At 55.1% G+C, this 26044-nt stretch carries 25 protein-coding genes and 2 tRNA genes; 16 read left to right on the forward strand and 11 right to left on the reverse strand.

The annotated features are described in order from the left end of the window. Nucleotides 1-88: 88 nt before the first annotated feature. Complete coding sequence (gene putA / locus ACWHWP_RS08370) at nucleotides 89-4051, reverse strand: trifunctional transcriptional regulator/proline dehydrogenase/L-glutamate gamma-semialdehyde dehydrogenase (RefSeq protein ID WP_063430120.1); 3963 nt, start codon at nucleotides 4049-4051, stop codon at nucleotides 89-91. 423 nt (nucleotides 4052-4474) lie between these two features. On the opposite strand from putA, the gene putP reads away from it, so the two are divergent. Both putP and ACWHWP_RS08380 read left to right on the forward strand, forming a co-directional pair. Further along, entirely contained in the window at nucleotides 4475-5983 is a 1509-nt protein-coding gene (gene putP, locus ACWHWP_RS08375) for a sodium/proline symporter PutP (RefSeq protein WP_063430117.1), read from the forward strand. A 115-nt stretch (nucleotides 5984-6098) separates the two neighbouring features. Further along, the gene (locus tag ACWHWP_RS08380; RefSeq protein WP_063430115.1) at nucleotides 6099-6518 is read left to right on the forward strand and encodes a DUF3574 domain-containing protein; all 420 of its coding nucleotides are present in this window, start codon (nucleotides 6099-6101) and stop codon (nucleotides 6516-6518) included. Between the two features lie 71 nt (nucleotides 6519-6589). Here the strand turns inward: ACWHWP_RS08380 and ACWHWP_RS08385 are convergent, their stop codons facing one another. Then, nucleotides 6590-7774, reverse strand: a complete 1185-nt coding sequence (locus ACWHWP_RS08385) for a NupC/NupG family nucleoside CNT transporter (RefSeq protein WP_032638697.1) — start codon at nucleotides 7772-7774, stop codon at nucleotides 6590-6592. A gap of 251 nt (nucleotides 7775-8025) precedes the next feature. Between ACWHWP_RS08385 and efeU the strand changes: the two genes are divergently transcribed. The 4 genes from efeU (at nucleotide 8026) to phoH (ending at nucleotide 12605) form a co-directional block, all read left to right on the forward strand. Further along, nucleotides 8026-8859, forward strand: a complete 834-nt coding sequence (gene efeU / locus ACWHWP_RS08390) for an iron uptake transporter permease EfeU (RefSeq protein ID WP_059311064.1) — start codon at nucleotides 8026-8028, stop codon at nucleotides 8857-8859. Nucleotides 8860-8899: 40 nt separating this feature from the next. Further along, nucleotides 8900-10027 carry an iron uptake system protein EfeO gene (gene efeO, locus ACWHWP_RS08395; protein WP_447855394.1) on the forward strand — a complete coding sequence of 376 codons (1128 nt, stop codon included), beginning with the start codon at nucleotides 8900-8902 and terminating at the stop codon, nucleotides 10025-10027. A 5-nt stretch (nucleotides 10028-10032) separates the two neighbouring features. Continuing rightward, on the forward strand, nucleotides 10033-11316 hold the full coding sequence (gene efeB / locus ACWHWP_RS08400; RefSeq protein ID WP_447855395.1) for an iron uptake transporter deferrochelatase/peroxidase subunit: 1284 nt from the start codon (nucleotides 10033-10035) through the stop codon (nucleotides 11314-11316). A gap of 500 nt (nucleotides 11317-11816) precedes the next feature. Then, nucleotides 11817-12605, forward strand: coding sequence for a phosphate starvation-inducible protein PhoH (gene phoH, locus ACWHWP_RS08405; protein WP_008503509.1), 789 nt, complete (start codon nucleotides 11817-11819; stop codon nucleotides 12603-12605). A gap of 223 nt (nucleotides 12606-12828) precedes the next feature. On the opposite strand, the gene ACWHWP_RS08410 is transcribed toward phoH, so the two are convergent. The 3 genes from ACWHWP_RS08410 to ACWHWP_RS08420 form a co-directional block, all read right to left on the reverse strand. Beyond that, nucleotides 12829-12916: transfer RNA gene (locus ACWHWP_RS08410), tRNA-Ser, on the reverse strand. Between the two features lie 147 nt (nucleotides 12917-13063). After that, nucleotides 13064-13741, reverse strand: a complete 678-nt coding sequence (locus ACWHWP_RS08415) for an isochorismatase family protein (RefSeq protein ID WP_025755865.1) — start codon at nucleotides 13739-13741, stop codon at nucleotides 13064-13066. Between the two features lie 14 nt (nucleotides 13742-13755). Then, the gene (locus tag ACWHWP_RS08420; protein ID WP_063955778.1) at nucleotides 13756-14622 is read right to left on the reverse strand and encodes a pirin family protein; all 867 of its coding nucleotides are present in this window, start codon (nucleotides 14620-14622) and stop codon (nucleotides 13756-13758) included. A 109-nt stretch (nucleotides 14623-14731) separates the two neighbouring features. Between ACWHWP_RS08420 and ACWHWP_RS08425 the strand changes: the two genes are divergently transcribed. Further along, entirely contained in the window at nucleotides 14732-15637 is a 906-nt protein-coding gene (locus ACWHWP_RS08425; protein ID WP_447855396.1) for a LysR family transcriptional regulator, read from the forward strand. A gap of 129 nt (nucleotides 15638-15766) precedes the next feature. Here ACWHWP_RS08425 and ACWHWP_RS08430 read toward each other — a convergent pair. Next, nucleotides 15767-15854, reverse strand: a tRNA-Ser gene (locus ACWHWP_RS08430). A 232-nt stretch (nucleotides 15855-16086) separates the two neighbouring features. Between ACWHWP_RS08430 and ghrA the strand changes: the two genes are divergently transcribed. The 4 genes from ghrA (at nucleotide 16087) to ACWHWP_RS08450 (ending at nucleotide 19001) form a co-directional block, all read left to right on the forward strand. After that, the gene (gene ghrA, locus ACWHWP_RS08435) at nucleotides 16087-17025 is read left to right on the forward strand and encodes a glyoxylate/hydroxypyruvate reductase GhrA (protein ID WP_447855397.1); all 939 of its coding nucleotides are present in this window, start codon (nucleotides 16087-16089) and stop codon (nucleotides 17023-17025) included. Nucleotides 17026-17109: 84 nt separating this feature from the next. Then, on the forward strand, nucleotides 17110-17847 hold the full coding sequence (locus ACWHWP_RS08440; protein WP_008500850.1) for a phosphatase: 738 nt from the start codon (nucleotides 17110-17112) through the stop codon (nucleotides 17845-17847). A gap of 20 nt (nucleotides 17848-17867) precedes the next feature. Then, nucleotides 17868-18422, forward strand: coding sequence for a TorD/DmsD family molecular chaperone (locus ACWHWP_RS08445; protein ID WP_047349032.1), 555 nt, complete (start codon nucleotides 17868-17870; stop codon nucleotides 18420-18422). A 96-nt stretch (nucleotides 18423-18518) separates the two neighbouring features. Then, a complete protein-coding gene (locus ACWHWP_RS08450; protein ID WP_447855398.1) occupies nucleotides 18519-19001 on the forward strand; it encodes a DUF1097 domain-containing protein in 483 nt (160 codons plus the stop codon). A 43-nt stretch (nucleotides 19002-19044) separates the two neighbouring features. Here ACWHWP_RS08450 and csgG read toward each other — a convergent pair whose 3' ends face one another. From csgG to csgD, 4 genes are read right to left on the reverse strand one after another with little or no spacing between them, the layout of a single operon-like run. Then, nucleotides 19045-19878, reverse strand: coding sequence for a curli production assembly/transport protein CsgG (gene csgG, locus ACWHWP_RS08455; protein WP_047349030.1), 834 nt, complete (start codon nucleotides 19876-19878; stop codon nucleotides 19045-19047). Nucleotides 19879-19904: 26 nt separating this feature from the next. Next, nucleotides 19905-20318: a curli production assembly/transport protein CsgF gene (csgF, locus tag ACWHWP_RS08460; RefSeq protein WP_047349029.1), complete on the reverse strand. Its 414-nt coding sequence runs from the start codon at nucleotides 20316-20318 to the stop codon at nucleotides 19905-19907. A gap of 23 nt (nucleotides 20319-20341) precedes the next feature. Next, nucleotides 20342-20731 (reverse strand): curli production assembly/transport protein CsgE, encoded by a 390-nt coding sequence (gene csgE / locus ACWHWP_RS08465; protein ID WP_047349028.1) that lies wholly within the window; start codon nucleotides 20729-20731, stop codon nucleotides 20342-20344. Nucleotides 20732-20735: 4 nt separating this feature from the next. Further along, a complete protein-coding gene (gene csgD / locus ACWHWP_RS08470; RefSeq protein ID WP_047349027.1) occupies nucleotides 20736-21386 on the reverse strand; it encodes a biofilm master transcriptional regulator CsgD in 651 nt (216 codons plus the stop codon). Between the two features lie 764 nt (nucleotides 21387-22150). On the opposite strand from csgD, the gene csgB reads away from it, so the two are divergent. The 5 genes from csgB to ymdB all read left to right on the forward strand — a co-directional run bounded on the left by csgB (nucleotide 22151) and on the right by ymdB (nucleotide 24627). After that, nucleotides 22151-22606: a curli minor subunit CsgB gene (gene csgB / locus ACWHWP_RS08475; RefSeq protein WP_059311056.1), complete on the forward strand. Its 456-nt coding sequence runs from the start codon at nucleotides 22151-22153 to the stop codon at nucleotides 22604-22606. Between the two features lie 41 nt (nucleotides 22607-22647). After that, nucleotides 22648-23103, forward strand: coding sequence for a curli major subunit CsgA (csgA, locus tag ACWHWP_RS08480; RefSeq protein ID WP_025755853.1), 456 nt, complete (start codon nucleotides 22648-22650; stop codon nucleotides 23101-23103). A 61-nt stretch (nucleotides 23104-23164) separates the two neighbouring features. Beyond that, entirely contained in the window at nucleotides 23165-23497 is a 333-nt protein-coding gene (gene csgC / locus ACWHWP_RS08485; RefSeq protein ID WP_447855400.1) for a curli assembly chaperone CsgC, read from the forward strand. Nucleotides 23498-23657: 160 nt separating this feature from the next. Continuing rightward, the gene (locus tag ACWHWP_RS08490) at nucleotides 23658-23978 is read left to right on the forward strand and encodes a hypothetical protein (RefSeq protein ID WP_059311055.1); all 321 of its coding nucleotides are present in this window, start codon (nucleotides 23658-23660) and stop codon (nucleotides 23976-23978) included. 106 nt (nucleotides 23979-24084) lie between these two features. After that, nucleotides 24085-24627 carry an O-acetyl-ADP-ribose deacetylase gene (ymdB, locus tag ACWHWP_RS08495; protein WP_045908290.1) on the forward strand — a complete coding sequence of 181 codons (543 nt, stop codon included), beginning with the start codon at nucleotides 24085-24087 and terminating at the stop codon, nucleotides 24625-24627. Nucleotides 24628-24660: 33 nt separating this feature from the next. Here the strand turns inward: ymdB and mdoC are convergent, their stop codons facing one another. Continuing rightward, complete coding sequence (mdoC, locus tag ACWHWP_RS08500; protein WP_059311054.1) at nucleotides 24661-25800, reverse strand: glucans biosynthesis protein MdoC; 1140 nt, start codon at nucleotides 25798-25800, stop codon at nucleotides 24661-24663. Nucleotides 25801-26044 lie beyond the last annotated feature (244 nt).

The following is a 26044-nucleotide window of genomic DNA, read 5'->3' on the forward strand; positions in this document are numbered from 1 at the left end:
TAAAAAAGCCGGATGCGCTGCGCTTATCCGGCCTACGGTGATTTTGTAGCCCCGGTAAGCGTAGCGTCACCGGGGAGAGTTTACACGATTAACCGATGGTCATCAGGCTGGCGTTACCGCCTGCCGCCGCGGTGTTGACGCTGAGCGAGCGCTCAACGTACAGGCGCTCCAGCAGCAGGTTGGTTTCACCGCGGGCGAAGCCCTGCACCGAAACAATCGGCCCGCTGCGGGCTGCAACCTGCTCGCACAGTTCGCGCAGCTGGTCAGAATCACCGTGATAAATCACGGCGTCAAACGGCTGCGTCAGCAGCGCATCGGCCTTGGCGAAGTGAATGCGGGCAGAGACCGCTTTCGGCAGCTGTTTGGCGAGATCGCGATGCAGCGCATCTTCCGGCCACAGCACTTCACAGCCGGTTGCCATAGCTGCGGCCAGCTGGACCAGCGCGTCCTGCTCGTTATCCGCCACGCACAGCACGCGCTCGCGCGGCATCAGCGTCCAGGTGTTGCGCTCGCCGGTTGGACCCGGCAGCAGACGCTGTGTGCCTGCCTGCGCCAGCTCGCCGTACTGCTGTGCAACGGCACGCAGTTCAGGACGTTTTTCCGCCCAGGCGATCAGCGCCTCAAGCGGCTGGGTCAGCACGGTTTTCAGCTGTGCATCCACCGGATACTCCGCGTCCTGGCGCGCCAGCGTCACGCCCAGCGCGTTCTCCGGACGGTTCGCCAGCAGACGGTACAGGTAGAGCGGACCGCCCGCTTTCGGACCGGTGCCGGAGAGACCTTCGCCGCCGAACGGCTGCACGCCCACGACCGCGCCGACCATGTTGCGGTTAACGTACAGGTTGCCCACTTTGGCGCTGCCGGTCACCTGCGCAATGGTCTCGTCGATACGGGTATGCACGCCAAGCGTCAGGCCATAGCCGGAGGCGTTGATCTGCTCAACCAGCTCGTTCAGGTTGTTGCGGTTGTAGCGCACCACGTGCAGTACCGGGCCGAAGACCTCTTTTTTCAGTTCGTCGAAGCTCGCCAGCTCGATCAGCGTTGGCGGCACAAAGGTGCCGGTACGCCACTCGCGGGTATCTTCACTGTTTTCACGCACCGCCTGGAACACCGGACGGCCTTTCGCGCGCATGGCCTGAATGTGGTTTTCGATATTGGCTTTGGCTTCCGCGTCGATCACCGGCCCGATGTCGGTGGTGAGACGGCCCGGGTTGCCCATGCGGCATTCGGCCATCGCGCCGCGCAGCATCTTCAGGGTGTGGTCGGCCACGTCATCCTGCAGGCACAGCACGCGCAGGGCGGAGCAGCGCTGACCGGCGCTGTCGAAGGCGGAGGCCAGCACGTCAACCACCACCTGCTCGGTGAGCGCGGAGGAGTCAACGATCATGGCGTTCATGCCGCCGGTTTCCGCGATGAGCGGGGTCGGGCGACCCTGAGCATCCAGGCGGGTAGCGATATTGCGCTGCAGCAGAGAGGCCACTTCGGTCGAGCCGGTAAACATCACGCCGCGCACGCGGTTATCCGCGGTCAGCTTAGCGCCGACCGTTTCACCGCGGCCCGGCAGCAGCTGGACCACGCCCGCCGGCACGCCGGCTTCCAGAAGAATGCTGATGCCCTGTGCGGCAATCAGCGGGGTTTGCTCTGCCGGCTTGGCCAGCACGCTGTTGCCTGCGGCCAGGGCGGCGGCAATCTGGCCGGTGAAGATCGCCAGCGGGAAGTTCCACGGGCTGATACAGACGACCGGGCCAAGCGGACGGTGGGTTTCGTTATCGAAGTCATCGCGAACCTGGCCCGCGTAGTAATGCAGGAAGTCGACGGCCTCGCGCACTTCGGCGATGGCGTTGCTGAAGGTTTTACCCGCTTCGCGCACCAGAATGCCGATGAGCTGTTGCATCTGATCTTCCATCAGCACCGCGGCGCGTTCCAGAATCGCGGCGCGCTCCTGCGGCGGCGTGGCAAACCAGATAGGGGCGTTGTTCACCGCGCTGTCCAGGGCCTGATCCACTTCCGCTTCGGTGGCTTCACGCACGTAGCCGACGATGTCTTTTGGCTCCGCCGGGTTAATGACTGGCTGCATTTCGCCGTCAGCAACCGGCTGCTCCAGAATCGGTTTGGCCTGCCATTTCTGCAATGCGCTGTTGAGCAGGGCAGAGGAGAGGGACGCCAGGCGGTGTTCGTTGGCGAGATCCAGGCCCGCCGAGTTGACGCGGCCTGCGCCATAGAGTTCGCGCGGCAGGGCAATCTTCGGATGCGGCAGGCCAATCTGACCTTCCTGCGCTGCCATCTTCTCAACGGCCTGCACCGGGTCGGCGACCAACTCGTCCAGCGGCAGCGTGGTGTCGGCGATGCGGTTAACGAAGGAGGTGTTCGCGCCGTTTTCCAGCAGGCGACGCACCAGGTATGCCAGCAGGGTTTCGTGAGTACCTACCGGAGCGTAAATACGGCACGGTCGGTTCAGCTTGCCGTCCGCCACTTTACCGGTCACCTGCTCGTACAGCGGTTCGCCCATGCCGTGCAGGCACTGGAACTCGTACTGGCCCGGGTAGTAGTTCTGCCCGGCCAGGCTGTAGATCGCCGCCAGGGTGTGGGCGTTGTGGGTGGCGAACTGCGGATAGATCAGGTTCGGCACGCCGAGCAGCTTTTTCGCGCAGGCGAGGTAAGAGACGTCGGTGTAAACCTTGCGGGTATAGACCGGATAGCCTTCCAGCCCTTCCATCTGGGCGCGTTTGATTTCGCTGTCCCAGTAGGCGCCCTTCACCAGACGGATCATCAGGCGGCGACGGCTGCGGCTGGCCAGGTCAATCAGGTAATCAATGACGAACGGGCAGCGCTTCTGGTAGGCCTGGATAACGAAGCCAATGCCGTTCCAGCCCGCCAGCTCCGGCTCGAAGCACAGTTTTTCCAGCAGATCGAGGGAGATCTCCAGGCGGTCGGCCTCTTCGGCATCGATGTTGATGCCGATGTCATACTGGCGCGCCAGCAGGGTCAGGGACTTCAGGCGCGGGTAGAGCTCTTCCATCACCCGGTCGTACTGCGCGCGGCTGTAGCGCGGGTGCAGGGCGGAGAGCTTAATGGAGATGCCCGGGCCTTCATAAATACCGCGACCGTTAGACGCTTTACCGATGGCGTGGATCGCCTGCTGGTAAGAGACCATATAGGCCTGCGCGTCGGCGGCGGTCAGGGCCGCTTCGCCCAGCATGTCGTAGGAGTAACGGAAACCTTTATCTTCCAGCTTGCGGGCGTTCGCCAGCGCTTCGGCAATGGTTTCCCCGGTGACGAACTGCTCGCCCATCAGGCGCATCGCCATGTCCACGCCTTTGCGGATCAGCGGCTCGCCGCTCTTGCCGATAATGCGGTTCAGGGAGCGGGAGAGGTTGGCTTCGTTATGGGTCGAGACCAGTCTGCCGGTAAACAGCAGGCCCCAGGTCGCGGCGTTGACGAACAGCGACGGGCTGCGGCCAATGTGGGAATGCCAGTTGCCGTTGCTGATCTTGTCGCGGATCAGCGCGTCGCGGGTGGCTTTATCCGGAATACGCAGCAGCGCTTCCGCCAGGCACATCAGCGCCACGCCTTCCTGAGACGAGAGGGAGAACTCCTGCAGCAAGCCCTGAACCATGCCGGCGCGGCCGGTCGCGGTTTTCTGGTTGCGCAGCTTGTCGGCAAGCTGGTACGCCAGGCTGTGCGCCTGTGCGGCAATGGCTTCTGGCAGGCGAGCCTGCTCCAGCAGCATCGGTACGGCGTCGGTTTCGGCGCGGCGGTATGCGCCGGTGATGGCGGCACGGCTGACGGACTGCGGCAGGATCTGCTCGGCGAATTCGAGGAACGGCTGATGATTCTCGTCGCCAGCGGCCGGGGCTTCTTCGCTTTCGTTCGCTGCACCGGCCAGCAGGGCAGGCAGCTCCGGCAGGCCCTCATCGCTCTCGAGCCTTTCGAGATAGTTAAAAATCGCCTGCTTAATTAACCAGTGCGGCGTGCGGTCAATGCGGGTTGCTGCGGTCTTAATCCGTTCGCGGGTGGCGTCATCCAGCTTAACCCCCATGGTGGTCATACCCATGCCAAAGCTCCTGTTGTTCTTTCATCGTGTTTGGTCGTTAGCGTGAAATATCCACCATGTTGCAACTTTGTGCAACCGTGTTAAATGTGACCTGGTTTGCAACCCAGGAAATGAATGGATTGTTAACGAATGGTTAGCTGGAAAAACGCACTGGCTTTTGGGCGGGAAGCCTGTTTTTATGCGGGAGTTAACACTTTTAAAAGGTGCAACCCGCAAAAGCGTGAGCGAGTGCAACCTATAGGAAACTCGTATCAAACCAGGGATGAAATTGATGTAAATGCAGTGTTAAATCGTTTGTCAGCGGAAGGCGCATACGGCAGGATAGCGCGCCCAACCGAAACACAAGATACCGTCACCTCGTTCCGGTGATTATATAACAAGGCAACCCGGACGGTTGTCGCTCGACACTTTTGGAGAATTTGAATGGCAATTAGCACACCGATGCTGGTGACATTTCTCGTTTATATCTTTGGCATGATCCTGATAGGGTTTTTGGCGTGGCGTTCAACGAAAAACTTTGACGACTACATTCTGGGCGGACGCAGCTTAGGCCCGATGGTCACCGCACTCTCTGCGGGCGCATCGGACATGAGCGGCTGGCTGCTGATGGGTCTGCCGGGCGCGATTTTCATCTCCGGTATCTCCGAAAGCTGGATCGCCATCGGTCTGACCGTGGGCGCCTGGATCAACTGGAAGCTGGTGGCGGGCCGTCTGCGCGTGCATACCGAGGCCAACAATAACGCCCTGACGCTGCCGGACTACTTCACCGGACGCTTTGAAGATAACAGCCGCATCCTGCGCATTATCTCTGCGGTGGTTATCCTGCTGTTCTTTACCATCTACTGTGCCTCCGGCATCGTGGCCGGCGCGCGCCTGTTCGAAAGCACCTTCGGCATGAGCTACGAAACCGCCCTGTGGGCCGGTGCGGCGGCGACCATCCTCTATACCTTCGTGGGTGGTTTCCTGGCGGTAAGCTGGACCGACACCGTGCAGGCGAGCCTGATGATCTTCGCCCTGATCCTGACCCCGGTGATTGTGATTTTCACCGTTGGCGGCTTTGCCGATTCCCTGGAAGTGATTAAGCAGAAGAGCATCGAAAACGTCGACATGTTGAAAGGGCTGAACTTCGTTGCCATCGTGTCGCTGATGGGCTGGGGTCTGGGCTACTTCGGTCAGCCGCACATTCTGGCGCGCTTTATGGCGGCGGATTCTCACCACACCATCGTTCATGCCCGTCGCATCAGCATGACGTGGATGATCCTGTGTCTGGCAGGGGCGTGTGCGGTCGGCTTCTTCGGTATCGCGTACTTCAACAACAACCCGGCGCAGGCGGGCGCGGTCAACCAGAACGCCGAGCGCGTGTTCATCGAGCTGGCGCAGATTCTGTTTAACCCGTGGATTGCCGGTATTCTGCTCTCCGCGATCCTCGCGGCGGTGATGTCCACCCTGAGCTGTCAGCTGCTGGTTTGCTCCAGCGCAATCACCGAAGACCTCTACAAAGCCTTCCTGCGTAAAAACGCGAGCCAGAAAGAGCTGGTCTGGGTAGGGCGCTTCATGGTGCTGGTGGTGGCGCTGATTGCGATCGCGCTGGCGGCCAACCCGAATAACCGCGTGCTGGGTCTGGTGAGCTACGCATGGGCGGGCTTTGGTGCGGCATTTGGTCCGGTGGTGCTGTTCTCCGTGCTGTGGTCACGTATGACCCGTAACGGCGCGCTGGCGGGGATGATTATCGGTGCGGTGACCGTTATCGTCTGGAAGCAGTTCGCCTGGCTGGGCCTGTACGAAATCATTCCTGGCTTCATCTTCGGCAGCATTGGCATCGTGGTCTTCAGCCTGCTGGGTAAAGCGCCGTCTGCCGCCATGCAGAAACGCTTTGCTGAAGCAGACGCGCATTACCACTCCGCGCCGCCGTCTAAGCTGCAGCCTGAATAATTTCCCCACGGAACACCGTAGGCCGGGTAAGCGCAAGCGCACCCGGCTTTTTTCTTGCCAAAATCCGTAATTTCCTGTGATATCCATGTGCTTATAACAATGAGGATAGCGAAGCATGACAATCAAAACAGGGTTAATGGCGGCGGCATTATTGATGCTGGCTGGCTGCACCGCGCCATCGCAGCACGCTGCGGTGGAAACCTGCAAAGCGGAAAACCAGATGCAGCAGACCACGCTCTATTTCGGACTGAATCGTCCGGCCGGGGCGCAGATTACCGGCAACGAATGGCAGCAGTTTGTTGACCAGGACGTGACGCCACGCTTTCGCGATGGCTTGACGGTATTTGACGCGCGCGGGCAGTGGCTGGGGAACGACGGAAAAGTGGCTCGTGAGCCCAGCAAAGCGCTGATGCTGATCCACGGGAAAGATGCGCAGAGCGAGAAGAACATCGAAGCGTTGCGCGGGATTTATAAGTCCCGCTTCGCGCAGGAGTCGGTGATGCGCGTCGACCAGCCGGTATGCGTGCAGTTCTAATAAAAACGGCGGGATAACCCGCCGTTATTGTATCGTAGGCCCGTGCAAGCGAAGCGCCGCCGGGCATTACATCACAGCACCAACCCCGCAAAGCTCGCCGACAGCAGGCTCACCAGCGTCGCGCCGTACACCAGACGCAGACCAAACCGCGATACCACGTTCCCCTGCTGTTCGTTCAGGCCCTTAATCGCCCCGGCCACGATGCCGATGGAGGCGAAGTTCGCGAACGATACCAGGAAGACGGATAAAATGCCCAGCCCACGCGGGGACATCTGATGCGCTATTTTTTGCAGCTCAATCATCGCCACAAATTCATTCGCCACCAGCTTGGTTGCCATAATGCTGCCCGCGTTTAAGGCATCACTTAGCGGAATCCCCACCAGCCACGCCAGGGGATAAAATACATAGCCCAGGATCTGCTGGAAGCTCATGCCAAATACGCTGGAGAAGAGGGCGTTAACGGCGCTAATAAGGGCGATAAAGCCAATCAGCATCGCCAGAATAATCATCGCCACTTTAAAACCGGCCAGAATATACTCGCCGAGCATCTCGAAGAAGCTCTGCGATTCATGCAGTTTTTCAAGCCGGATATCCGGCTCCGCTTCCGGGCGCGCCGGGTTGATGACGGAGAGAATAATAAAGGTGCTGAACATGTTCAGAATCAGCGCCGCGACGACAAATTTGGCGTCGAGCATGGTCATATACGCGCCGACAATTGACAGGGAGACCGTCGACATGGCCGTGGCCGCCATGGTGAACAGACGACGAGAGGAGAGATCGCCCAGCACGCCTTTGTAGGCAATGAAGTTTTCCGACTGGCCGAGGATCAGCGAACTCACCGCGTTAAAGGATTCCAGCTTGCCCATACCGTTCAGTTTTGACAGCAGCGTGCCGATTACCCGAATAAAAATCGGCAGAATTCGCCAGTGCTGAAGAATACCAATCAGCGCGGAAATAAAAATAATCGGGCAAAGCACGCCGAGGAAAATGAACGCCAGCCCTTTTTCCCCCATTCCGCCAAAGACGAAATTGGTGCCTTCGCCGGCAAATTTAAGCAGTGACTCAAAAAATCCCGAGACGTATTTAATCAGGAATAACCCGCTTTCGGCGTGCAGGAAAAAGAACGCCAGGGCAATTTCTATGACAATCAGCTGTAAAACAAAACGAATGCGAATTTTTCGGCGGTCGAAACTCACCAGCCAGGCAAGCGCAAGAATAATGACCAGCGCTAGCAGGAAATGGACAATTTTAAACATAATTTATTTTCACCAGGTGTTTGAGGCGGATATTTAGCCACAGCCCTGAATCAGCGTAAATGGGCATTTTCGTTATAACTTATAAACTTGAACGTTACGTAGGTAACTATTATCAGGCTTGGCGTTTACAACTCGTCATCAAAACACCACATATTTCGCTTGTGTTTCTTTACGCCGTAATGATAATCACTATCACAAGAATTTACCTTTCTTTGCATCAGTTGACCGCGATAAACATTTAAGGTGTCGGCATGTTTGTTCCATTTCTCATTATGTTACGTGAAGGGCTCGAAGCCGCCCTTATCGTTAGCCTCATCGCCAGCTACCTGAAGCGGACCCAGCGCGGGCGCTGGATTGGCGTCATGTGGGTCGGGGTATTCCTTGCCGCGGCGCTCTGTCTGGGCCTGGGTATTCTCATCAACGAAACCACCGGGGAGTTCCCGCAGAAAGAGCAGGAGCTGTTTGAGGGTATCGTCGCCGTGATTGCGGTAGCGATCCTCACCTGGATGGTGTTCTGGATGCGTAAGGTCTCGCGCAACGTGAAGGTGCAACTGGAGCAGGCGGTGGATAACGCGCTGCAAAAGGGCAATAACCACGGCTGGGCGCTGATTATGATGGTCTTTTTCGCCGTCGCGCGTGAAGGCCTGGAGTCTGTTTTCTTCCTGCTGGCGGCGTTTCAGCAGGACGTGGGTATCTGGCCACCGCTGGGGGCCGTGCTGGGCCTTGCCACGGCGGTGGTGCTCGGTTTCCTGCTCTACTGGGGCGGTATTCGCCTGAACCTGGGTGCCTTCTTCAAGTGGACCAGCCTGTTTATTCTGCTGGTGGCTGCGGGCCTGGCGGCAGGGGCGATCCGCGCCTTCCATGAAGCGGGCCTGTGGAACCATTTCCAGGACGTGGCGTTCGACCTCAGCAACGTTCTCTCCACGCACTCTCTGACCGGTACCCTGCTTGAAGGTATCTTCGGCTATCAGGAAACGCCGAGCGTCAGCGAAGTAGCGATGTACTTTATTTATCTGGTTCCGGCGCTGGTGCTGTTCGCCATGCCGCCGCGTACCGGCACGCAGGCGTCGCGCGTTGCGCCGTAATTTGTGATTTAGTTACAACATACTTTTAAAGGGAAGAGTCATGGCAATTCAGTTCCGTCGTAGTGCGTTATGCGCAGGCATTGCCGCGCTGTTCGCTTCTGCATTCTCCGCCTGGGGCGCGGATGTTCCTCAGGTTAAAGTCACCGTTAATGACAAGCAGTGTGAGCCGATGACCCTCACGGTTAACAGCGGCAAAACCCAGTTCATTATTCAGAACCACAGCCAGAAAGCGCTGGAATGGGAGATCCTGAAAGGCGTTCTGGTGGTGGAAGAGCGCGAAAACATCGCCCCTGGCTTCAGCCAGAAGATGACCGCCAACCTGCAGCCGGGCGAGTATGAGATGACCTGCGGCCTGCTGACCAACCCTAAAGGGAAGCTGATCGTCAAAGGTGAAGCAACGGCCGATGCGGCGAAAGGCGCTGCGGTGCTGAGCCTGGGTGATGCCATTACCGCGTATAAAGCGTATGTCACGAAAGAGACGGCGGACCTGGCGGCGGCAACCAAAGCCTTTACCGATGCGGTGAAAGCCGGTGATATCGAAAAAGCGAAATCCCTCTATGCGCCAACCCGCCAGCACTACGAGCGCATCGAGCCGATTGCCGAGCTGTTCTCTGACCTCGATGGCAGCATCGATGCCCGCGAAGATGATTTCGAGCAGAAAGCCGCCGATCCGAAATTCACCGGTTTCCATCGGCTGGAGAAAGCCCTGTTTGGCGATAATTCTGCCAAAGGGATGGAGAAATATGCCGATCAGCTGAATAGCGACGTGCTGGAGCTGCAAAAGCGCATCAGCGAGCTGGCCTTCCCGCCGTCAAAAGTGGTGGGCGGCGCGGCCGGTCTGATTGAAGAAGTGGCCGCGAGCAAAATCAGCGGTGAAGAGGATCGCTACAGCCATACCGACCTGTGGGACTTCCAGGCCAACGTCAACGGCGCGCAGAAAATTGTTAACCTGCTGCGACCTCAGCTGCAGAAAGAGAACGGCGAACTGCTGGCTAAAGTGGATGCCAACTTCAAAAAAGTCGACACCATTCTGGCGAAGTACCGTACCAAAGACGGCTTTGAAACTTACGACAAGCTGACCGATGGCGACCGTAACGCGCTGAAAGGCCCGATTACCGCCCTGGCGGAAGATCTCTCTCTGCTGCGTGGCGTACTGGGTCTGGACTAAGCACGATGAACAAGCATAGCGAGAACGACGCGGTTGAGCCTTCGCGTCGTCGATTGTTAAAAGGGGTAGGGGCGCTGGGTGGCGCGCTTGCTCTGGCTGGCGGGTGTCCGGTAGCGCATGCGGCGAAACCGCAAAGCGCGCCCGGCACGCTGTCACCCAATGCCCGCATGGAGACGCAGCCGTTTTATGGCGAGCATCAGTCGGGCATACTGACGCCGCAGCAGGCGTCAATGATGCTGGTGGCCTTTGATTCGCTGGCCAGCGATAAAGCCGATCTGGCGCGCCTGTTCCGCCTGCTGACGACGCGCATCGCGTTTCTCACCGCCGGCGGACCGGCGCCCGATACGCCGAACCCGCGCCTGCCGCCGATGGACTCCGGCATTCTGGGGCCGTTTATCGCCCCGGATAACCTGACCATTACCGTTTCGCTGGGTGAATCGCTGTTTGATGCACGCTACGGCCTGGCAAAACAGAAGCCGAAAGCGCTGCAAAAAATGACGCGCTTTCCGAACGACTCGCTGGACGCCGCCCTCTGTCACGGCGACCTGCTCCTGCAGATTTGCGCCAATACCCAGGACACGGTGATCCACGCCCTGCGCGATATCATCAAGCACACGCCGGATCTGCTGAGCGTGCGCTGGAAGCGGGAAGGGTTTATCTCGGATCACGCCGCCCGCAGCAAGGGGAAAGAGACGCCGGTGAACCTGCTGGGCTTTAAGGACGGCACGGCCAACCCGGACAGCAGCGATGCTGCACTGATGAAAGACGTGGTGTGGGTAACCGCAAATCAGGGCGAACCGGCGTGGGCGGTGGGGGGAAGCTATCAGGCGGTGCGGATCATTCAGTTCCACGTGGAGTTCTGGGATCGCACGCCGCTCAAAGAGCAGCAGACGATCTTCGGTCGCGATAAGCAAAGCGGCGCGCCGCTCGGCATGAAGAACGAGCATGACGTGCCCGACTACGCCAGCGACCCGAACGGCGATGTGATTGCGCTGGACAGCCATATTCGTCTGGCCAATCCGCGTACCAAAGAGACGCAGTCCAGCCTGATGATGCGTCGCGGATACAGCTACTCCCTCGGCGTGACCAACGCCGGTCAGCTTGACATGGGGCTGCTGTTCGTCTGCTACCAGCACGAGCTGGAAAAGGGCTTCCTGACCGTGCAGAAGCGCTTAAACGGCGAAGCGCTGGAAGAGTACATTAAGCCTATCGGCGGCGGCTATTTCTTTGCCTTGCCAGGCGTGCGCGACAGCAACGCATATCTCGCTCAGGGTCTTATTGAAGCCTGATAATCGTCCCCGCAACCGTTCGCGGGGACATTATTTTTTCATATGACTATCCTGCTGTTATATTTCTGTAATATTTCTATATGAGACTGATTCCACCTGTAGGGACAGTCTTAAAAGTTGCATTCAGGTAAAATAAATGTTGCATTTATGATAACTCCTGATGTACTTAAGATAAGACAGCGGTAGTTCCCGGCAGTGATGCTGAATCACTATGGAGATCGCGAATGGTTGCGTCCTGTACTGGACAAGGTAAACATAACAACCGCAGCACCCGGCGCGGAGGCTCAGACTCCGGCAGCGATTTCCTCACCACTAAATTCTCCCCCCACCCTCAAGAATCTGATTCGACCGACGTGCAGAACGGTGCGCGTAGCTGTTCCGTATCGTCATCCGATAAAGCAAGCAATGGCTTACAAGGAAGCCAACCCTCTGATGTTCGTGCGCATAATCGTGCCGAAGCTGGCGCGTGTGATGAATACCAACAACTCAAGGTGCTATCCATGGGAAGACAAAAAGCAGTGATCAAAGCTCGTCGCGAAGCAAAACGTGTGCTGAGACGGGATTCACGTAGCCATAAACAGCGTGAAGAAGAATCGGTCACCTCGCTTGTGCAGATGAGTGGCGTAGAAGCAATTGGCATGGCCCGAGACAGCCGTGATAATTCTCCAATTGTGGCGCGCAATGAGGCTCAGGCGCACTACCTGAATGCTATCGAGAGTAAACAGCTCATCTTTGCAACCGGTGAAGCCGGATGCGGGAAAACCTGGATTAGTGCGGCCAAAGCGGCGGAAGCGCTGATCCATAAGGACGTGGAGAGAATCATTGTTACCCGTCCTGTACTGCAGGCTGATGAAGATCTCGGTTTCTTGCCCGGCGATATTTCGGAGAAGTTTGCCCCGTACTTCAGGCCCGTCTATGACGTACTGGTAAAACGTCTGGGCGCATCCTTTATGCAGTACTGCCTGCGACCAGAGATTGGCAAGGTGGAAATCGCGCCGTTCGCCTATATGCGCGGACGTACATTTGAAAATGCGGTCGTCATTCTTGACGAGGCTCAGAACGTGACCGCTGCGCAAATGAAGATGTTTTTAACGCGCCTCGGGGAGAACGTGACGGTTATCGTTAACGGCGATATTACCCAGTGTGACCTGCCGTCCGGCGTGAAATCCGGGCTGAGCGACGCCATGTCACGTTTTGAGGAAGATGAGATGATTGGGGTGGTACGCTTCACCAAAGATGACTGCGTGCGCTCGGCGCTCTGTCAGCGCACGCTGCAAGCGTATTATTGAGTTTGCTGTTGTGTTCAAGGCCCGGGAAACCGGGCTTTGTTTTTTGTGCGGGCATGATGTCGGGTGGCGCTGCGCTTACCCGACCTACAAAAACCCTGACCGTAGGCCGGGTAAGCGCAGCGCCACCAGGCATGAAGAACGCGGGAGTTCCAGGGGGCGAATCCCCTGTTGGCGATCCAAAAGAAAAAAGCCCGTACTTTCGTACGAGCTCTCATCTCAAATATGGCGGTGAGGGGGGGATTCGAACCCCCGATACGTTGCCGTATACACACTTTCCAGGCGTGCTCCTTCAGCCACTCGGACACCTCACCATATTGTTTTGCTGCCTGACCGCTTGGGGGGCAACGGGGCGCTACTATAGGGAGTTGCGCTAACACGGTCAAGCAGATTTTCAGCTTTAGTGCCTGTTCGGTTAAGCAATAATCAGCTCCACGGTTTTTACGCCGTGGAGCAGGGGATTAACGCTGTGAATCGAGCACTTCGCTGTTTTTAACCACTTCCTGCGCTTTGCCGTAGCTCTCAATCAGCAGCTGGTAAGCCGGGAAGATGTGGGTGTATACCTCAGCCCACTCTGCGGCATCTTCACGGTTCCACGTCCGCTGGATCTCGGAGGCTACCGCCGCCGTGTCCATCGGCACTACGCCGGCCTGCACCACGCGCGCCAGGGTGATCTCCTGCGCCATTTTGCTGTAGGTACCGGAGGCATCAATCACCGCAAAGACTTTATACCCGTCTGCCACCGCGCTGATCGACGGGAAGGCCATGCAGACGCTGGTGATCGTGCCTGCAATAATCAACGTCTTGCGTCCGGTCGCTTTTACCGCCGCCACAAACTCCGGGTTATCCCAGGCGTTGATCTCGCCTTTACGGGCAACATATTGCGCATGCGGCGCGTTGGCGTGGATCTCCGGAATAAGCGGTCCGTTCGGCCCTTGCGGGACGGATGCGGTGGTGATCACCGGAATTTTCGCGAGGGTAGCGATCTTTGCCAGCGCTGCCGCACGGGCGCGCAGCTCCGGCATTGGCATATCGCCAACGGTCTGGAACAGGCCGCTCTGGTGATCGATAAGCAGCATCACCGCATCGTTCACATCAATGACCGGACGTGCTCCATTAAAATTCGCAGGTGTAGACATTTTCCTCTCCTTTATTACGATCGGATCTGGCCGAAGCGGCCGGAGTTGAAATCACGAATGGCTTCGTTGATTTCGGTTTTACTGTTCATCACAAACGGGCCATAGCCCACGATAGGTTCATTCAGCGGCTCGCCGGCCATCAGCAGCACTTTTGCATCGCTGCTGGCTTCCAGGTGCAGTTTGTCGCCTTCCTGACTCAGGACGACCAGCTGGGCTTCACCTGCCTGAGCGGTGCCGTTTACCGAGACGCTGCCTTCAAGCACAACCAGCGCTGTGCTCCAGCCTTCAGGCTGATTGAGCGTGACGTGACTGCCCTGATTCAGGGTGATATCCCAGACGTTCAGCGGCGAGAAGGTGTGCGCCGGGCCGGTAACCGTGTCGTAGCGACCGGCAATCACCCGCAGGGTGCCGCTGTTGTCCGGTAGCGTTACCACCGGGATCGCGTCCTTCGTGATGCTCTGGTAGCCCGGCGTCGCCATCTTGTCTTTCGCCGGCAGGTTGACCCAAAGCTGCATCATTTTCAGTTCCCCGCCCTTCTGCGAGAAGGCGTTGGAGTGGAACTCCTCGTGCAAAATGCCTGCGCCTGCGGTCATCCACTGCACGTCGCCGGGGCCAATGACGCCGCCTTCGCCCGTAGAGTCGCGGTGCTCCACTTCACCGGAATAGACGATGGTGACCGTTTCAAAACCCCGGTGAGGGTGCTGGCCTACGCCGCGTTTCGCACCATCTGCCGGAAAGGTGTACGGGCCCGCGTAATCCAGCAGCAGGAACGGGCTGAGCGGCTCGCCGTGCGTCTGATAAGAGAACATTGAACGTACCGGGAAACCATCGCCAACCCAGTGCTGACGAGGAGCGGTATAAACGCCTGCTACGTTTTTCATGATTAACTCCTGATGTTCTGTTGATGTAATTAGCTTATATTCAGAGTTAATATCCCGGTAGATAGTGAAAATGGCATTCACTGTTCTGAAAATAGAACGATGAGGATTTATGCAGGATCTCAATGACTTTGTCTGGTTTGTGAAGGTGGTCGACTACGGTGGCTTTGCGGCGGCGGGAAGGGCGCTTGACCTGCCCAAGTCCAGGCTAAGCCGCCGGATTGCCCAGCTTGAAGAGCGCCTTGGCGTGCGGCTTATCCATAGAACAACCCGACAGTTCACGGTGACCGAGGTCGGGCAGACCTTCTATCAGCACTGTAAAGCGATGCTGGTGGAGGCGGAGGCCGCGGAGGAAGCCGTGGCGGCGCTGCAGGCTGAACCGCGCGGCATCGTCAGGATCACGTGCCCAATAACGCTGCTGCATGTCCACGTTGGCCCCATGCTGGCGCGATTTATGGCGCGCTACCCCGGGATCAATCTTCAGCTTGAGGCGACCAACCGGCGGGTTGACCTGGTGGGTGAGGGGGTGGATATCGCGATCCGCGTGCGCCCGCGGCCGTTTGATGACAGCGACCTGGTATTACGGGTGCTGGCTGACAGGGGGCATTGTCTGGTCGCCGGTCCGGCGTTGATTCAACGCATGGGAGAACCGGTTGCCCCGTCTGAACTCAGCGCCTGGCCCGGGCTAAGCATGAATGAGGGTAAACATATCCATAAATGGGAACTGTCCGGCCCCGGCGGCGCCAGAGCGGAGATCCATTACCATCCCCGGCTGATCACCACCGATATGCTCGCGCTTCGTGAAGCTGCGATGGCAGGTATCGGCGTGGTGCAGCTGCCGATTTTGATGGTGAAGGATCAGCTGGCATCGGGGGAGCTGGTTCGGCTGCTTGAGACGTGGGAACCGAGGCGGGAAGTGATTCACGCCGTTTATCCCTCCAGACGCGGTTTACTGCCGTCCGTCAGAACGCTGGTGGATTTTCTGACGGAGGAGTATGCGAAGATGGTGGAGGAGTAGCTTTTTGTAGGTCGGGTAAGCGTAGCGCCACCCGACATAAAGAGCGCAGGGAGTATCAGGGTTCGAATCCCCTGGCGGAGATCCAAAAGAAAAAAGCCCGTACTTTCGTACGAGCTCTCATCTCAAATATGGCGGTGAGGGGGGGATTCGAACCCCCGATACGTTGCCGTATACACACTTTCCAGGCGTGCTCCTTCAGCCACTCGGACACCTCACCATATTGTCATCCCGTTGTTACCGGGACGGGCGCTAATGTAAGGAAAAGCCGAACTGCCGTCAACTCACTTTTTCAGTAATTTAGCGCGTTTAGACAAACTTCAGGCAACCTGATTCTTAAATGTGCTGAAAGCGCCTTTTTTATCAGCAACACAGACGCGCAATAAATTTGTTATGCTGACAATCCAGTTAAAAAGCAAAATAAATCAGCGCAATAAAAGGCAGGAATGACTATGGATATACTCTTCTATCACCCCACGTTTGATACGGCTTACTGGATCAAGGCGCTTACGGCGGCGCTACCCGGCGCACGCGTTCGCGAGTGGAAGCGCGGTGATAACGAACATGCTGACTACGCGCTGGTCTGGCATCCGCCGGTAGAAATGCTGCAGGGTCGTAAGCTGAAGGCCGTTTTTGCCCTGGGAGCTGGCGTGGATTCCATTCTGAGCAAGCTGAAGGCCCATCCTGAAATGCTCCCGGAAGAGATTCCCCTGTTCCGCCTGGAAGATACTGGTATGGGCCAGCAAATGCAGGAATATGCCGTGAGCCAGGTACTGCACTGGTTCCGCCGCTTTGATGATTATCAGGCCTTTAAGCAGCAGGCCCGCTGGGAGCCGTTGCCGGATTACCAGCGCGATGAGTTTACCATCGGCATTCTCGGCGCCGGCGTGCTGGGCTCAAAAGTGGCTGAAGCCCTCGCCCCGTGGGGTTTCCCGCTGCGCTGCTGGAGCCGCAGCCGCAAAGATTATCCGGGCGTGGAGAGCTTTGCCGGAATGGATGAACTCCCGGCCTTTCTGAACGGCACGCGCGTGCTCATCAACCTGCTGCCAAACACGGCGGAAACGGTGGGGATCATCAATGAAGCCCTGCTCGGCCAGTTAGCCGATGAGAGCTACCTGATGAACCTGGCGCGCGGGGTGCATCTGGTCGAGGCCGATCTGCTGAAGGCGCTGGACAGCGGAAAGCTAAAAGGTGCCATGCTGGATGTCTACAGCCGCGAGCCGCTGCCGGCGGAAAGCCCGTTGTGGGCGCACCCGCGCGTGGCGATGACCCCGCACGTGGCCGCCGTGACGCGTCCGGCTGAAGCGGTGGCGTATATATCGCATACCATCAGTGAAATGGAAAAGGGCAACCCGGTGACCGGGCAGGTCGACAGACAACGAGGTTACTAACGGAAACCCGGCGTTCGCCGGGTTTTTGCTAATATTCGCCGCTGATAACTGCTATCCTTTGGAAAAACCGCAGAGGAGAGAAAGATGTATCCCGTTGACCTGCATATGCACACCGTCGCCAGTACCCACGCGTATAGCAACCTTCATGATTATATCGCCCAGGCGAAGCTTAAAGGCATCAAGCTTTTTGCGATCACCGATCATGGCCCGGACATGGCGGATGCGCCGCACTACTGGCATTTTGTGAATATGCGGATCTGGCCACGTCTGGTGGACGGCATTGGGATACTGCGCGGCATTGAGGCGAACATCAAAAATACCGACGGTGAGATCGACTGCACCGGCCCGATGCTGACCTCCCTTGACCTGATTCTTGCCGGCTTTCACGAGCCAGTCTTTGCGCCCCAGGATAAAGAGACCAACACCGCGGCGATGATTGCCACCATTGCCAGCGGCAACGTACATATTATTAGTCATCCGGGTAACCCGAAGTACCCGATTGATATTCAGGCTGTGGCGCAGGCGGCTGCGAAGCACCGCGTGGCGCTGGAGATTAACAACTCCTCCTTTGTTCACTCGCGTAAGGGCAGTGAAGCCAACTGCCGCGAGGTGGCGGCCGCCGTACGCGATGCGGGCGGCATGGTGGCGCTGGGCTCAGATTCCCACACCGCGTTCACGCTGGGTGATTTCAGCGAGTGTCTGAAAGTACTGAATGACGTTAACTTCCCGGAAGCCCAAATCCTGAACGTGACTCCGCGCCGCATGCTCGATTTCCTCGAGTCGCGCGGAATGGAACCGATTGCCGAATTTGCCGATCTTTAATTGTGTAATGGAATAAAAAAATGAATGAGTTCTCCATCCTTTGTCGCGTGCTGGGTACGCTCTATTATCGCCAGCCGCAAGACCCGCTGTTGGTGCCGCTCTTTACGTTAATTCGTGAAGGTAAGCTGGCGCAGAACTGGCCGCTGGAGCAGGATGATTTACTGGAGCGTCTGCAAAAAAGCTGCGACATGCAGCAGATTGCGACGGATTACAATGCGCTGTTCGTCGGTGATGAGTGCCGCGTTTCGCCATACCGTTCTGCCTGGCAGGAAGGGGCAACGGAAGCGGAAGTCCGCGCTTTCCTCTCCACCCGCGGTATGCCGCTGACCGATACGCCTGCGGACCATATCGGTACGCTGCTGCTGGCCGCATCCTGGATTGAAGACAACGCCGGGGATGATGAGAACGAAGCCATCGAAACCCTGTTCGAAACGTACCTGCTGCCGTGGGTCGGGACATTCCTGGGTAAGGTCGAAGCGCATGCTACCTCGCCATTCTGGAGAACGCTGGCTCCGCTGACCCGCGACGCGATCGCGGCTATGTGGGATGAGCTGGAAGAAGAGAACGAAGAGTGATTTAGATCACATAAATTCTGCAACGTCTCATTTTGATTTGCACGTAATGTGCGAATGATCTCATTTCCATGGTGCGCTTCTGCTAAGATGCGCACCATGAACATATTACTTTGTATCGCATTAACGACGGGCATTCTCTCCGGGCTGTGGGGCTGGGTGGCCGTGTCTCTCGGATTGCTCAGCTGGGCCGGGTTCCTCGGCTGTACGGCCTACTTCGCCTGTCCGCAGGGCGGCGTCAAAGGGCTGTTTGTCTCAGGCTGCACGCTGATGAGCGGTGTTATCTGGGCGCTGATTATCATGAAAGGCAGCGCGCTGGCACCGCATCTGGAGATGCTGGGGTATATCATGACGGGCGTCGTCGCCTTCCTGATGTGCATTCAGGCTAAGCATCTGCTGCTTTCGTTTGTGCCGGGTACCTTTATGGGAGCGTGCGCGACCTTTGCAGGGCAGGGCGACTGGAAGCTGGTTGTCCCTTCACTGGCGCTGGGGCTGCTGTTTGGCTATGCCATGAAAAACAGCGGTCTTTGGCTGGCGTCGCGGCGGGAAAAAGCGCAAAACATCACTGCGGTGAGTGAATAAAAAAAGGCGAGATAGGTATCTCGCCTTTTTTATACGCTTCCTGTCAGGATTCCGGAGGTACTGACATATCGCGGTATTTCACCAGTATCGGGTTCTGCACGTCTGCTTTGTTTTGCAGATCCCACAGCCCGCGATCGATACCGTCGTTGATTAAGAAGATCACGCCGGTTTCAATGGCTGACATCAGACACATCATGACCGGTTCGTTAGAGGTGTAGCCGATTTCACCCTCCAGCAAACGCTGGTAATCGATGAAGCGGAACACCCCGGCCTGCACTTCATAAGACAGTATGGTTTTGCTGGTATTCACCGAAGAGAGCACTTCGCCCGTACTGACGTTGACCACACGCAGGTTTACGGCGATTTGGTCGAGCTGATACTGGGTATCTGCGCCGATACCGAAGTAACGTGCACCCGCACCGCCCGATTTAACGTTACTTTCGTAACCAATAATCGATCCTTCAATCATCACGTTTGCCGCCGCCAGCGATTGCAGAGGCGTCCGGTTATTGTCCGCGACGGTGCCATTTTCCTGTGCGGCACGGATAATTTTCCGTTCATTCAGCAGGTTCTGTAGCCCCTGACGTTCCAGAGGAATAAACCAGTGTGAATCCTTGAGCGCGGTAACCAGCATGGCGGTGGCGCTTTGCGGCACTGCCGTGGAGAAGTTACTTGCCGGATAAGGCTTGAACTGCCCGGTTTCATCCTGAATGTTGTACACGGAGACAAATATTTTCCCCGTAGGGGAGGGTAAATGCGATAAATCACGATAACTCTGGGCCCGAGGCATTAATGTTGGTTTTGCAGCTTCTTTAGGTGGAGCAGTTAAACAACCGCTCAATAAGCACACTGCAACAAATATCAGGAAGCGCTGCATGATCGTTGTCCTTATTTTGTGGTTGTTTAGAAGTCAGTTGAGTTAGTTTGCAGGCCGGAAACCTGAATGGTGGAGGTTTTTCCGGTTTTACGATCGGTAACGTTCAACTGGAGCTGTCCGTCCCTGTTAGCGATGTCGACAATAAAGTCATTCGTCACCATTCGGCCGGGTTTGCCGGTATTAATGTTGGTCAGCAAACCGCCCAAAATCTGCGACTGGATAGCCTGAGTGAAGTTATCCAGCGCGGAGGGGGTATCCACGCCAAGATCCTTAAAGCTGGGATCTTTATAGGAGTTTTGCGCCTGAGCTTCATTCAGCAGGAACGCGCCGTTGTTAGGGTTACCACCAAAGTTGGGGTTACGGAACTGAAACGTCATATTCCCGGCCCAGCTTATAGGGGTTATCAGCATTATCGAAACAACTGCATATGCAATACGCATGACAGCCTCCGGATATTGGTTCGCTAGAACTCGTCTTTTGCTAAATCGCGGGTGCTTAATAGGGCTTTATCTATTTGCAGGCGATTAATAGCGTCTTCTGATTGTGCCAGCGCTAAGGCTACGTTTTTATCGAAGTCTATTTTCGTGGGGAATAAAAACGTTTGATATATAACGAACTGGTTAGCCGTTATTGTTATCCAACTTCCCCATCGTGCACTGGGCCGCTCGTTGATTGTTATATTTCCGGTATAGGTACTGTCCCATTTATCACTGAAAGCACGGTAAAAATTGTGCCCGACCGATGAGACAGTATGGTCTGTTAACAATCCAGGAACTTCGACCTCGACGGCCTGCAGGTTCCCGGCAGCGAGCAGAAAGCCCGCTGCGGCAATCCAACTCAAGGTGCGCTTCATATGATTAACGCCTGAGGTTATCGTTTGCCCATGAAACCGCCTGAGTTCGGTTTTTAACAGCTATCTTCTTGAAAAGATTATAAAGGTGAGTCTTTACCGTATTTTCGCTGATAAATAACGAACGGGCGATTTCAATATTTGAAGCACCAATGCGCAATTTGTTCAGGATCTCTTTCTCGCGGTGCGTGAGCAGCGCTGACTCTGAACTGTTGTAGCGATAGTTTCCGGAGTGCGTGATGAGATAGCTGGCAAGCTTTTGCGAAAAATAACACTCTCCGCGCAATATACCTTGCAGGCCATCTACCACCCGATTTTCTTCTTCAGTGACGTAGAAAACGCCATTGATATGCGGCCAGCTTTCAATATCTCTGAACGGGTACTCGTCAGGTGTGTTCAATAATAGCACGCGGATATTATTGTTTTTCCTGCTTAAAGTATCCTGCCAGTAATGGATAAGCTTTTTATCAGCTTCCATCATATCGAAAAGAATGATGCTGCCAGGTGCAATATCATCGAAAGAACGTTGAATATTATGCAATTTCCCGTTCAGTGATAAATTTTGCTTTAAATGTTGTAATAAAGCGGTCGCTTGCAAAGAAGGTTTTGTGATCAACAGTAATGTATGACCATGTAAACTATGGACTTCATTATACATGATGAAACCCCACTTTTTTTGGCACCTGGCAGCCGTCCTCCTGTTTAAAAGAGGACCCCAGAAATACTGACAGATGATGCACTGCTGTGTGTAGAAACAAACCATAACCTCCGCAGGGAGGTAAATATAAAACCAATTTCGTACATCTAATTTCAATCTAGCTTTTACGAAGTTTAAAGCAAGTGTTAAACATGTAACCAAATATAATAATCAATATTAACTTGTAAAATGACGTCGTGTTGAATGGCGGGATTTGATAAAAAAGTTGTACACATAAATATAGATGCACAGATTTTAAAAATCATACAAATAATTTTATTTGATTGATTCTTAACATCATTTGATATTTTTTAATCGCATTAATCAAGTATGAGTTACTGATTATTTCTAAGTCCTCTAATGAGCGAGGCTTGAGCTTAAGAAAACAGGTCTCGTGTCACGTGATGAGAAAAAATGTTCTGCTGCCGTTACGTTTAAACAACGCGGGAAGAAGCGTGGACAGCCTTTCACCTGTTGTACAACCCGCTTTCAGGAAATGCGTTATAAAAAAATAAGCTGGCCTTATTAAAGTGATTTTTTCTGAAAATTACGACTTTGTGGTGACCTGATAAATAAAAATAAGCCGCGCGGGTGAGATATTTAAAATGTTTCAGCCGACATACTCTTCACCGTAACGACGCGTTAACAAAATACAAGTCGTTCTAACATGAAGCCATAGCTATACAGTGATGGAAATTTAAAATAGCCAGGTCCAGGGTGACAACATGAAAAACACATCGTTATTTATGATGTTTACATTACTGGGGGTGCCTGGGTTTGTAGCCGCAGCGAATACAGATTTGGCTAACGCTGAATATAACTTTGCGGTTAATGAATTAAGCCGTTTGTCATTAAATCAGGCAGCCATTATTGGTCAGCAGGGCGTATTAAATGATGCGCAGGTTCGCCAGGGCGGTTCAAAATTACTGTCCATCGTTTCCCAGGATGGGTCAGGTAACAGAGCGCGAGTTGATCAATCAGGGACTTATAATTTTGCGTATATCTCTCAGAGCGGTTTCGCCAATGATGCTGATATTACGCAAGACGGATTTGGAAATAGTGCGAAAATTATCCAGAAAGGGTCGGGTAATAGAGCAAGCATCACGCAGTACGGTACACAGAAAACCGCAGTTGTAGTGCAAAAACAGTCGCAAATGGCCATTCGCGTTATTCAACGTTAGTTATTCGCGGCGACTTAAATCAATCCGATGGGGGTTTTACCATGAAATTTATCAAAGTGGCAGCTCTTGCAGCAATCGTAGTTTCTGGTAGTGCTATGGCCGGTCTTATTGATCAAGGTGGCTGGGGCCATGGACACGGTCACGGTCATGGCGGCTATGGCCCAAATTCAACCCTGAATATTTACCAGAGCGGTGGCGGTAACTCAGCTGTCGCCTTGCAGACTAATGCCAGAAATTCAACTCTGTCTATTAGCCAGAGTGGTGGCGGTAATGGCGCGGATGTTGGACAAGGTTCCGATGACAGCACCATTTCTCTGACCCAGAATGGTTTTGCCAACAGCGCAACACTTGACCAGTGGAACAGTCACGACTCCACTATGAATGTGAGCCAGTACGGTGGATTTAACGGTGCACTTGTTGACCAGACTGCCTCTAATTCTACTGTCAACGTTACCCAGATTGGTTTAGGTAACCACGCATCAGCTTATCAGTATTAATACTGAAATCTGTGCTACAAAAAAACAGGGCATGCGCCCTGTTTTTTTTCGGGAGTTCATCATGAATACCTTAATTCTCCTTGCCGCGCTTTCCAGTCAGATAACCTTTAAAACGTCCCAGCAGGAAAATATGACCACCATTATTCCGCAGGTGATGCTGACGGAATCATGTGATTGTCAGGTCCAGATTGTCTCAGTGCGGGAAGGGCAGGGGGGACAAAGTTCTTCCCGACAGCAAAACACACTTTTTATCCCCGCTAATCAGACGATTGATTTGATGAGGTTGAGTTTAAATATTCACGCAGGCGACACGGTAAAAATCGTTGTCACCGTTTCTGATGGTAAATCGCTTCATCTATCACAGCAGTGGTCGCCAGCGGAACACTCGCTATAATCATTCACTAAATCAATGAGTTGAGAATGTGGCGGGGCTGTACCGTTGAGCTATGCTGATATCAGGGAGCAAGTCATTATGTTCCTTAACGTGAGACTTCGTTTGTCATAATGAAGCGCGTTTACCCCTCAAGGACGATTTTCATTGAGGAGTACCTGTAATGAATAACTCTTTCGCTCAACTCGCGGCGGGTCTGGGCCTGATCGTTTCTGCTTTTAGTTTCCCTGCATATTCAGCCACCTTTGCTGAGGGCGGTGTGATTCATTTTCGCGGGGCAATTGTCGCCGACCCCTGTGAAGTCACACCGCAACAGCGACAATTTGCCATGTCATGCCCTGAAAATAACCGTATGCAAACGCGTATGGTCAGTTATGAAGAGGCGCTTAACGGCAAGGCGTCCGATTCGAACCTGGCGACGCTGAGCATGAAATACCTTAATCCTGAAAAAACGCTCGCGGTTGTCGAAATCCAGTATCGCTAATGCTCTCTCTTCCGTCCCTGGGCGGAAGAGGATTTTTTCTGATAGTTTTTTCTCCCTGACGCCACTGCGATACACTTACAAAAAAGGCGGGTTGCAGAGGGGCTTTATGAAACCGCAAATTGAAGTTATCCATGGTGATATTACGACAATGCACGTCGACGTCATCGTCAATGCGGCCAATCCATCCCTGATGGGAGGGGGCGGCGTGGACGGGGCTATTCACCGGGCGGCTGGCCCGCAGCTGCTGGAAGCCTGTAAAACCGTACGGCAACAACAGGGCGAATGTCCTCCCGGTCATGCGGTGATTACGCTTGCGGGTGACCTGCCTGCCAGAGCGGTCATTCACGCCGTAGGCCCCGTATGGCACGGCGGCGATCGGCACGAAGCGAGTATTCTGGAAGAGGCTTACCGAAACTGTCTGCGGCTTGCCGCCGACAACGGTTACAAAACCATGGCGTTCCCGGCCATCAGCACCGGCGTGTATGGCTACCCAAAAGCGGCCGCTGCAACGATTGCCGTCGAAACCGTTTACCGCTATCTGTCGTTAAAACCGATGCCGGAGAAAGTTATCTTTGTCTGTTTTGATGAAGAAACCACGCACCTTTATCAACGGCTGCTGACCCAGCGCGGGCAGGAACTGGACACCTGAAGCAAACGCGGCGCACTTTGTGCGCCGCGTTGTTTATGAGGCTTTCGCCTGTGGTTTTCCTGAAAAGAGGAAACGCAGGAGCGGGATCCGCAGATGGATTTCGTAGAGCAGGATTGCAATCCCCACCACAAACACCAGGCCGGTAAAGAAGCCCAGCGTGTTGGAGGCGATATGCGGGGTAATGTAAGCCCCAAAGAACAGCGTCAACGGGTGATGCACCAGATAGATAAACAGCGATGCGTTAACGAAGTAGGTCACGCGGCTGGACTTGAAGTTCAGCAAACGGTGGCCCAGCGCGAATACCACATTCACCATCCACAAGCCCAGCAGCATGGTGATCACGCTTTCCGTTTCATACATCCAGGCGTCGCCGCTGCCGTAGCGCTGGTTCAGCAGATAGGCCGCGAAGGCAAGGGTAGCCCCCAGCGCGCACCACGGTGACGGGGTGGTAAACAGCGATTTAAGCTTCGGATGAATAAAGGCCAGCGCGCCGATTAAAAAGAACGGAATGTAGAACAGCGACTGCATGACCACGAAATTAAATAACCCATCGCTCAAAATCGGCGGATAGACGATAAACAGGGTTCGTCTCACGGCGGCATAGGCGATCCCGAGCAGCAAAAAGAGCACCGTCAGTTTGCCCATCGTGATGTTGGCGAAGAAGGAGTCGGCTTTATGACTCAAATGGAGGCGCAGGCGGCTGAAAATCAACATGCTGACCGTTGTGAGCACCACCAGGACCAGCAGGAACCACAGGTGAGACACCAGCTCCCAGACCAGCGTATTGTACTTTTCGTAAAGTGACAGATTTGGCCAGTTCTCCGCCTTGCCCTTGACGTATTGCAACATAATGAACTGCGGCAGCGTCAGCAGCGGAATGGCGGTCAGCATGGGGATCCCCACGCGCTCCACGCGCACCTTCCACCAGCGTTTGAGCGGATAGCGCAGAAACAGCATGTAAGAGAAATAGCCGGATATGACAAAAAACACCTGCATACGGAAGGCGTGAATAAAGTCATTAAACAGCGTCAGCCACCAGGAGGGCATCTGACTATTAACATGCCAGGTGTGGCTGGAGTAAATCAGTGAGATGTGAAACGGGATGCCCAATAGCATCAGCCATGCCCGGATCGAGTCGAGGAAATATTCACGTTCTGTTGGTGATGTGCTCATATAACTTTGTGCATTCTCAGACTTTTCGTCTTATCCCTAAGACTCATAATGGTTACATTCGAAGGCAACCCTACACCAAGACCGACACCCTGTCTCCAGGATAAGCACGCAAAGTGAATAGCGGGTTCTTTCATTTGCTTATTCCATGAGCCAGCAGCTGAACAAAGCAGTGATAATGTTGTCGGATTGCCTGAGTTTCCATTAAAATGGATCGGATCGATATAAGCACACAAAGGGGGAAGTG

Source organism: Enterobacter sp. WI-ESBL-E8 (assembly GCF_053364895.1).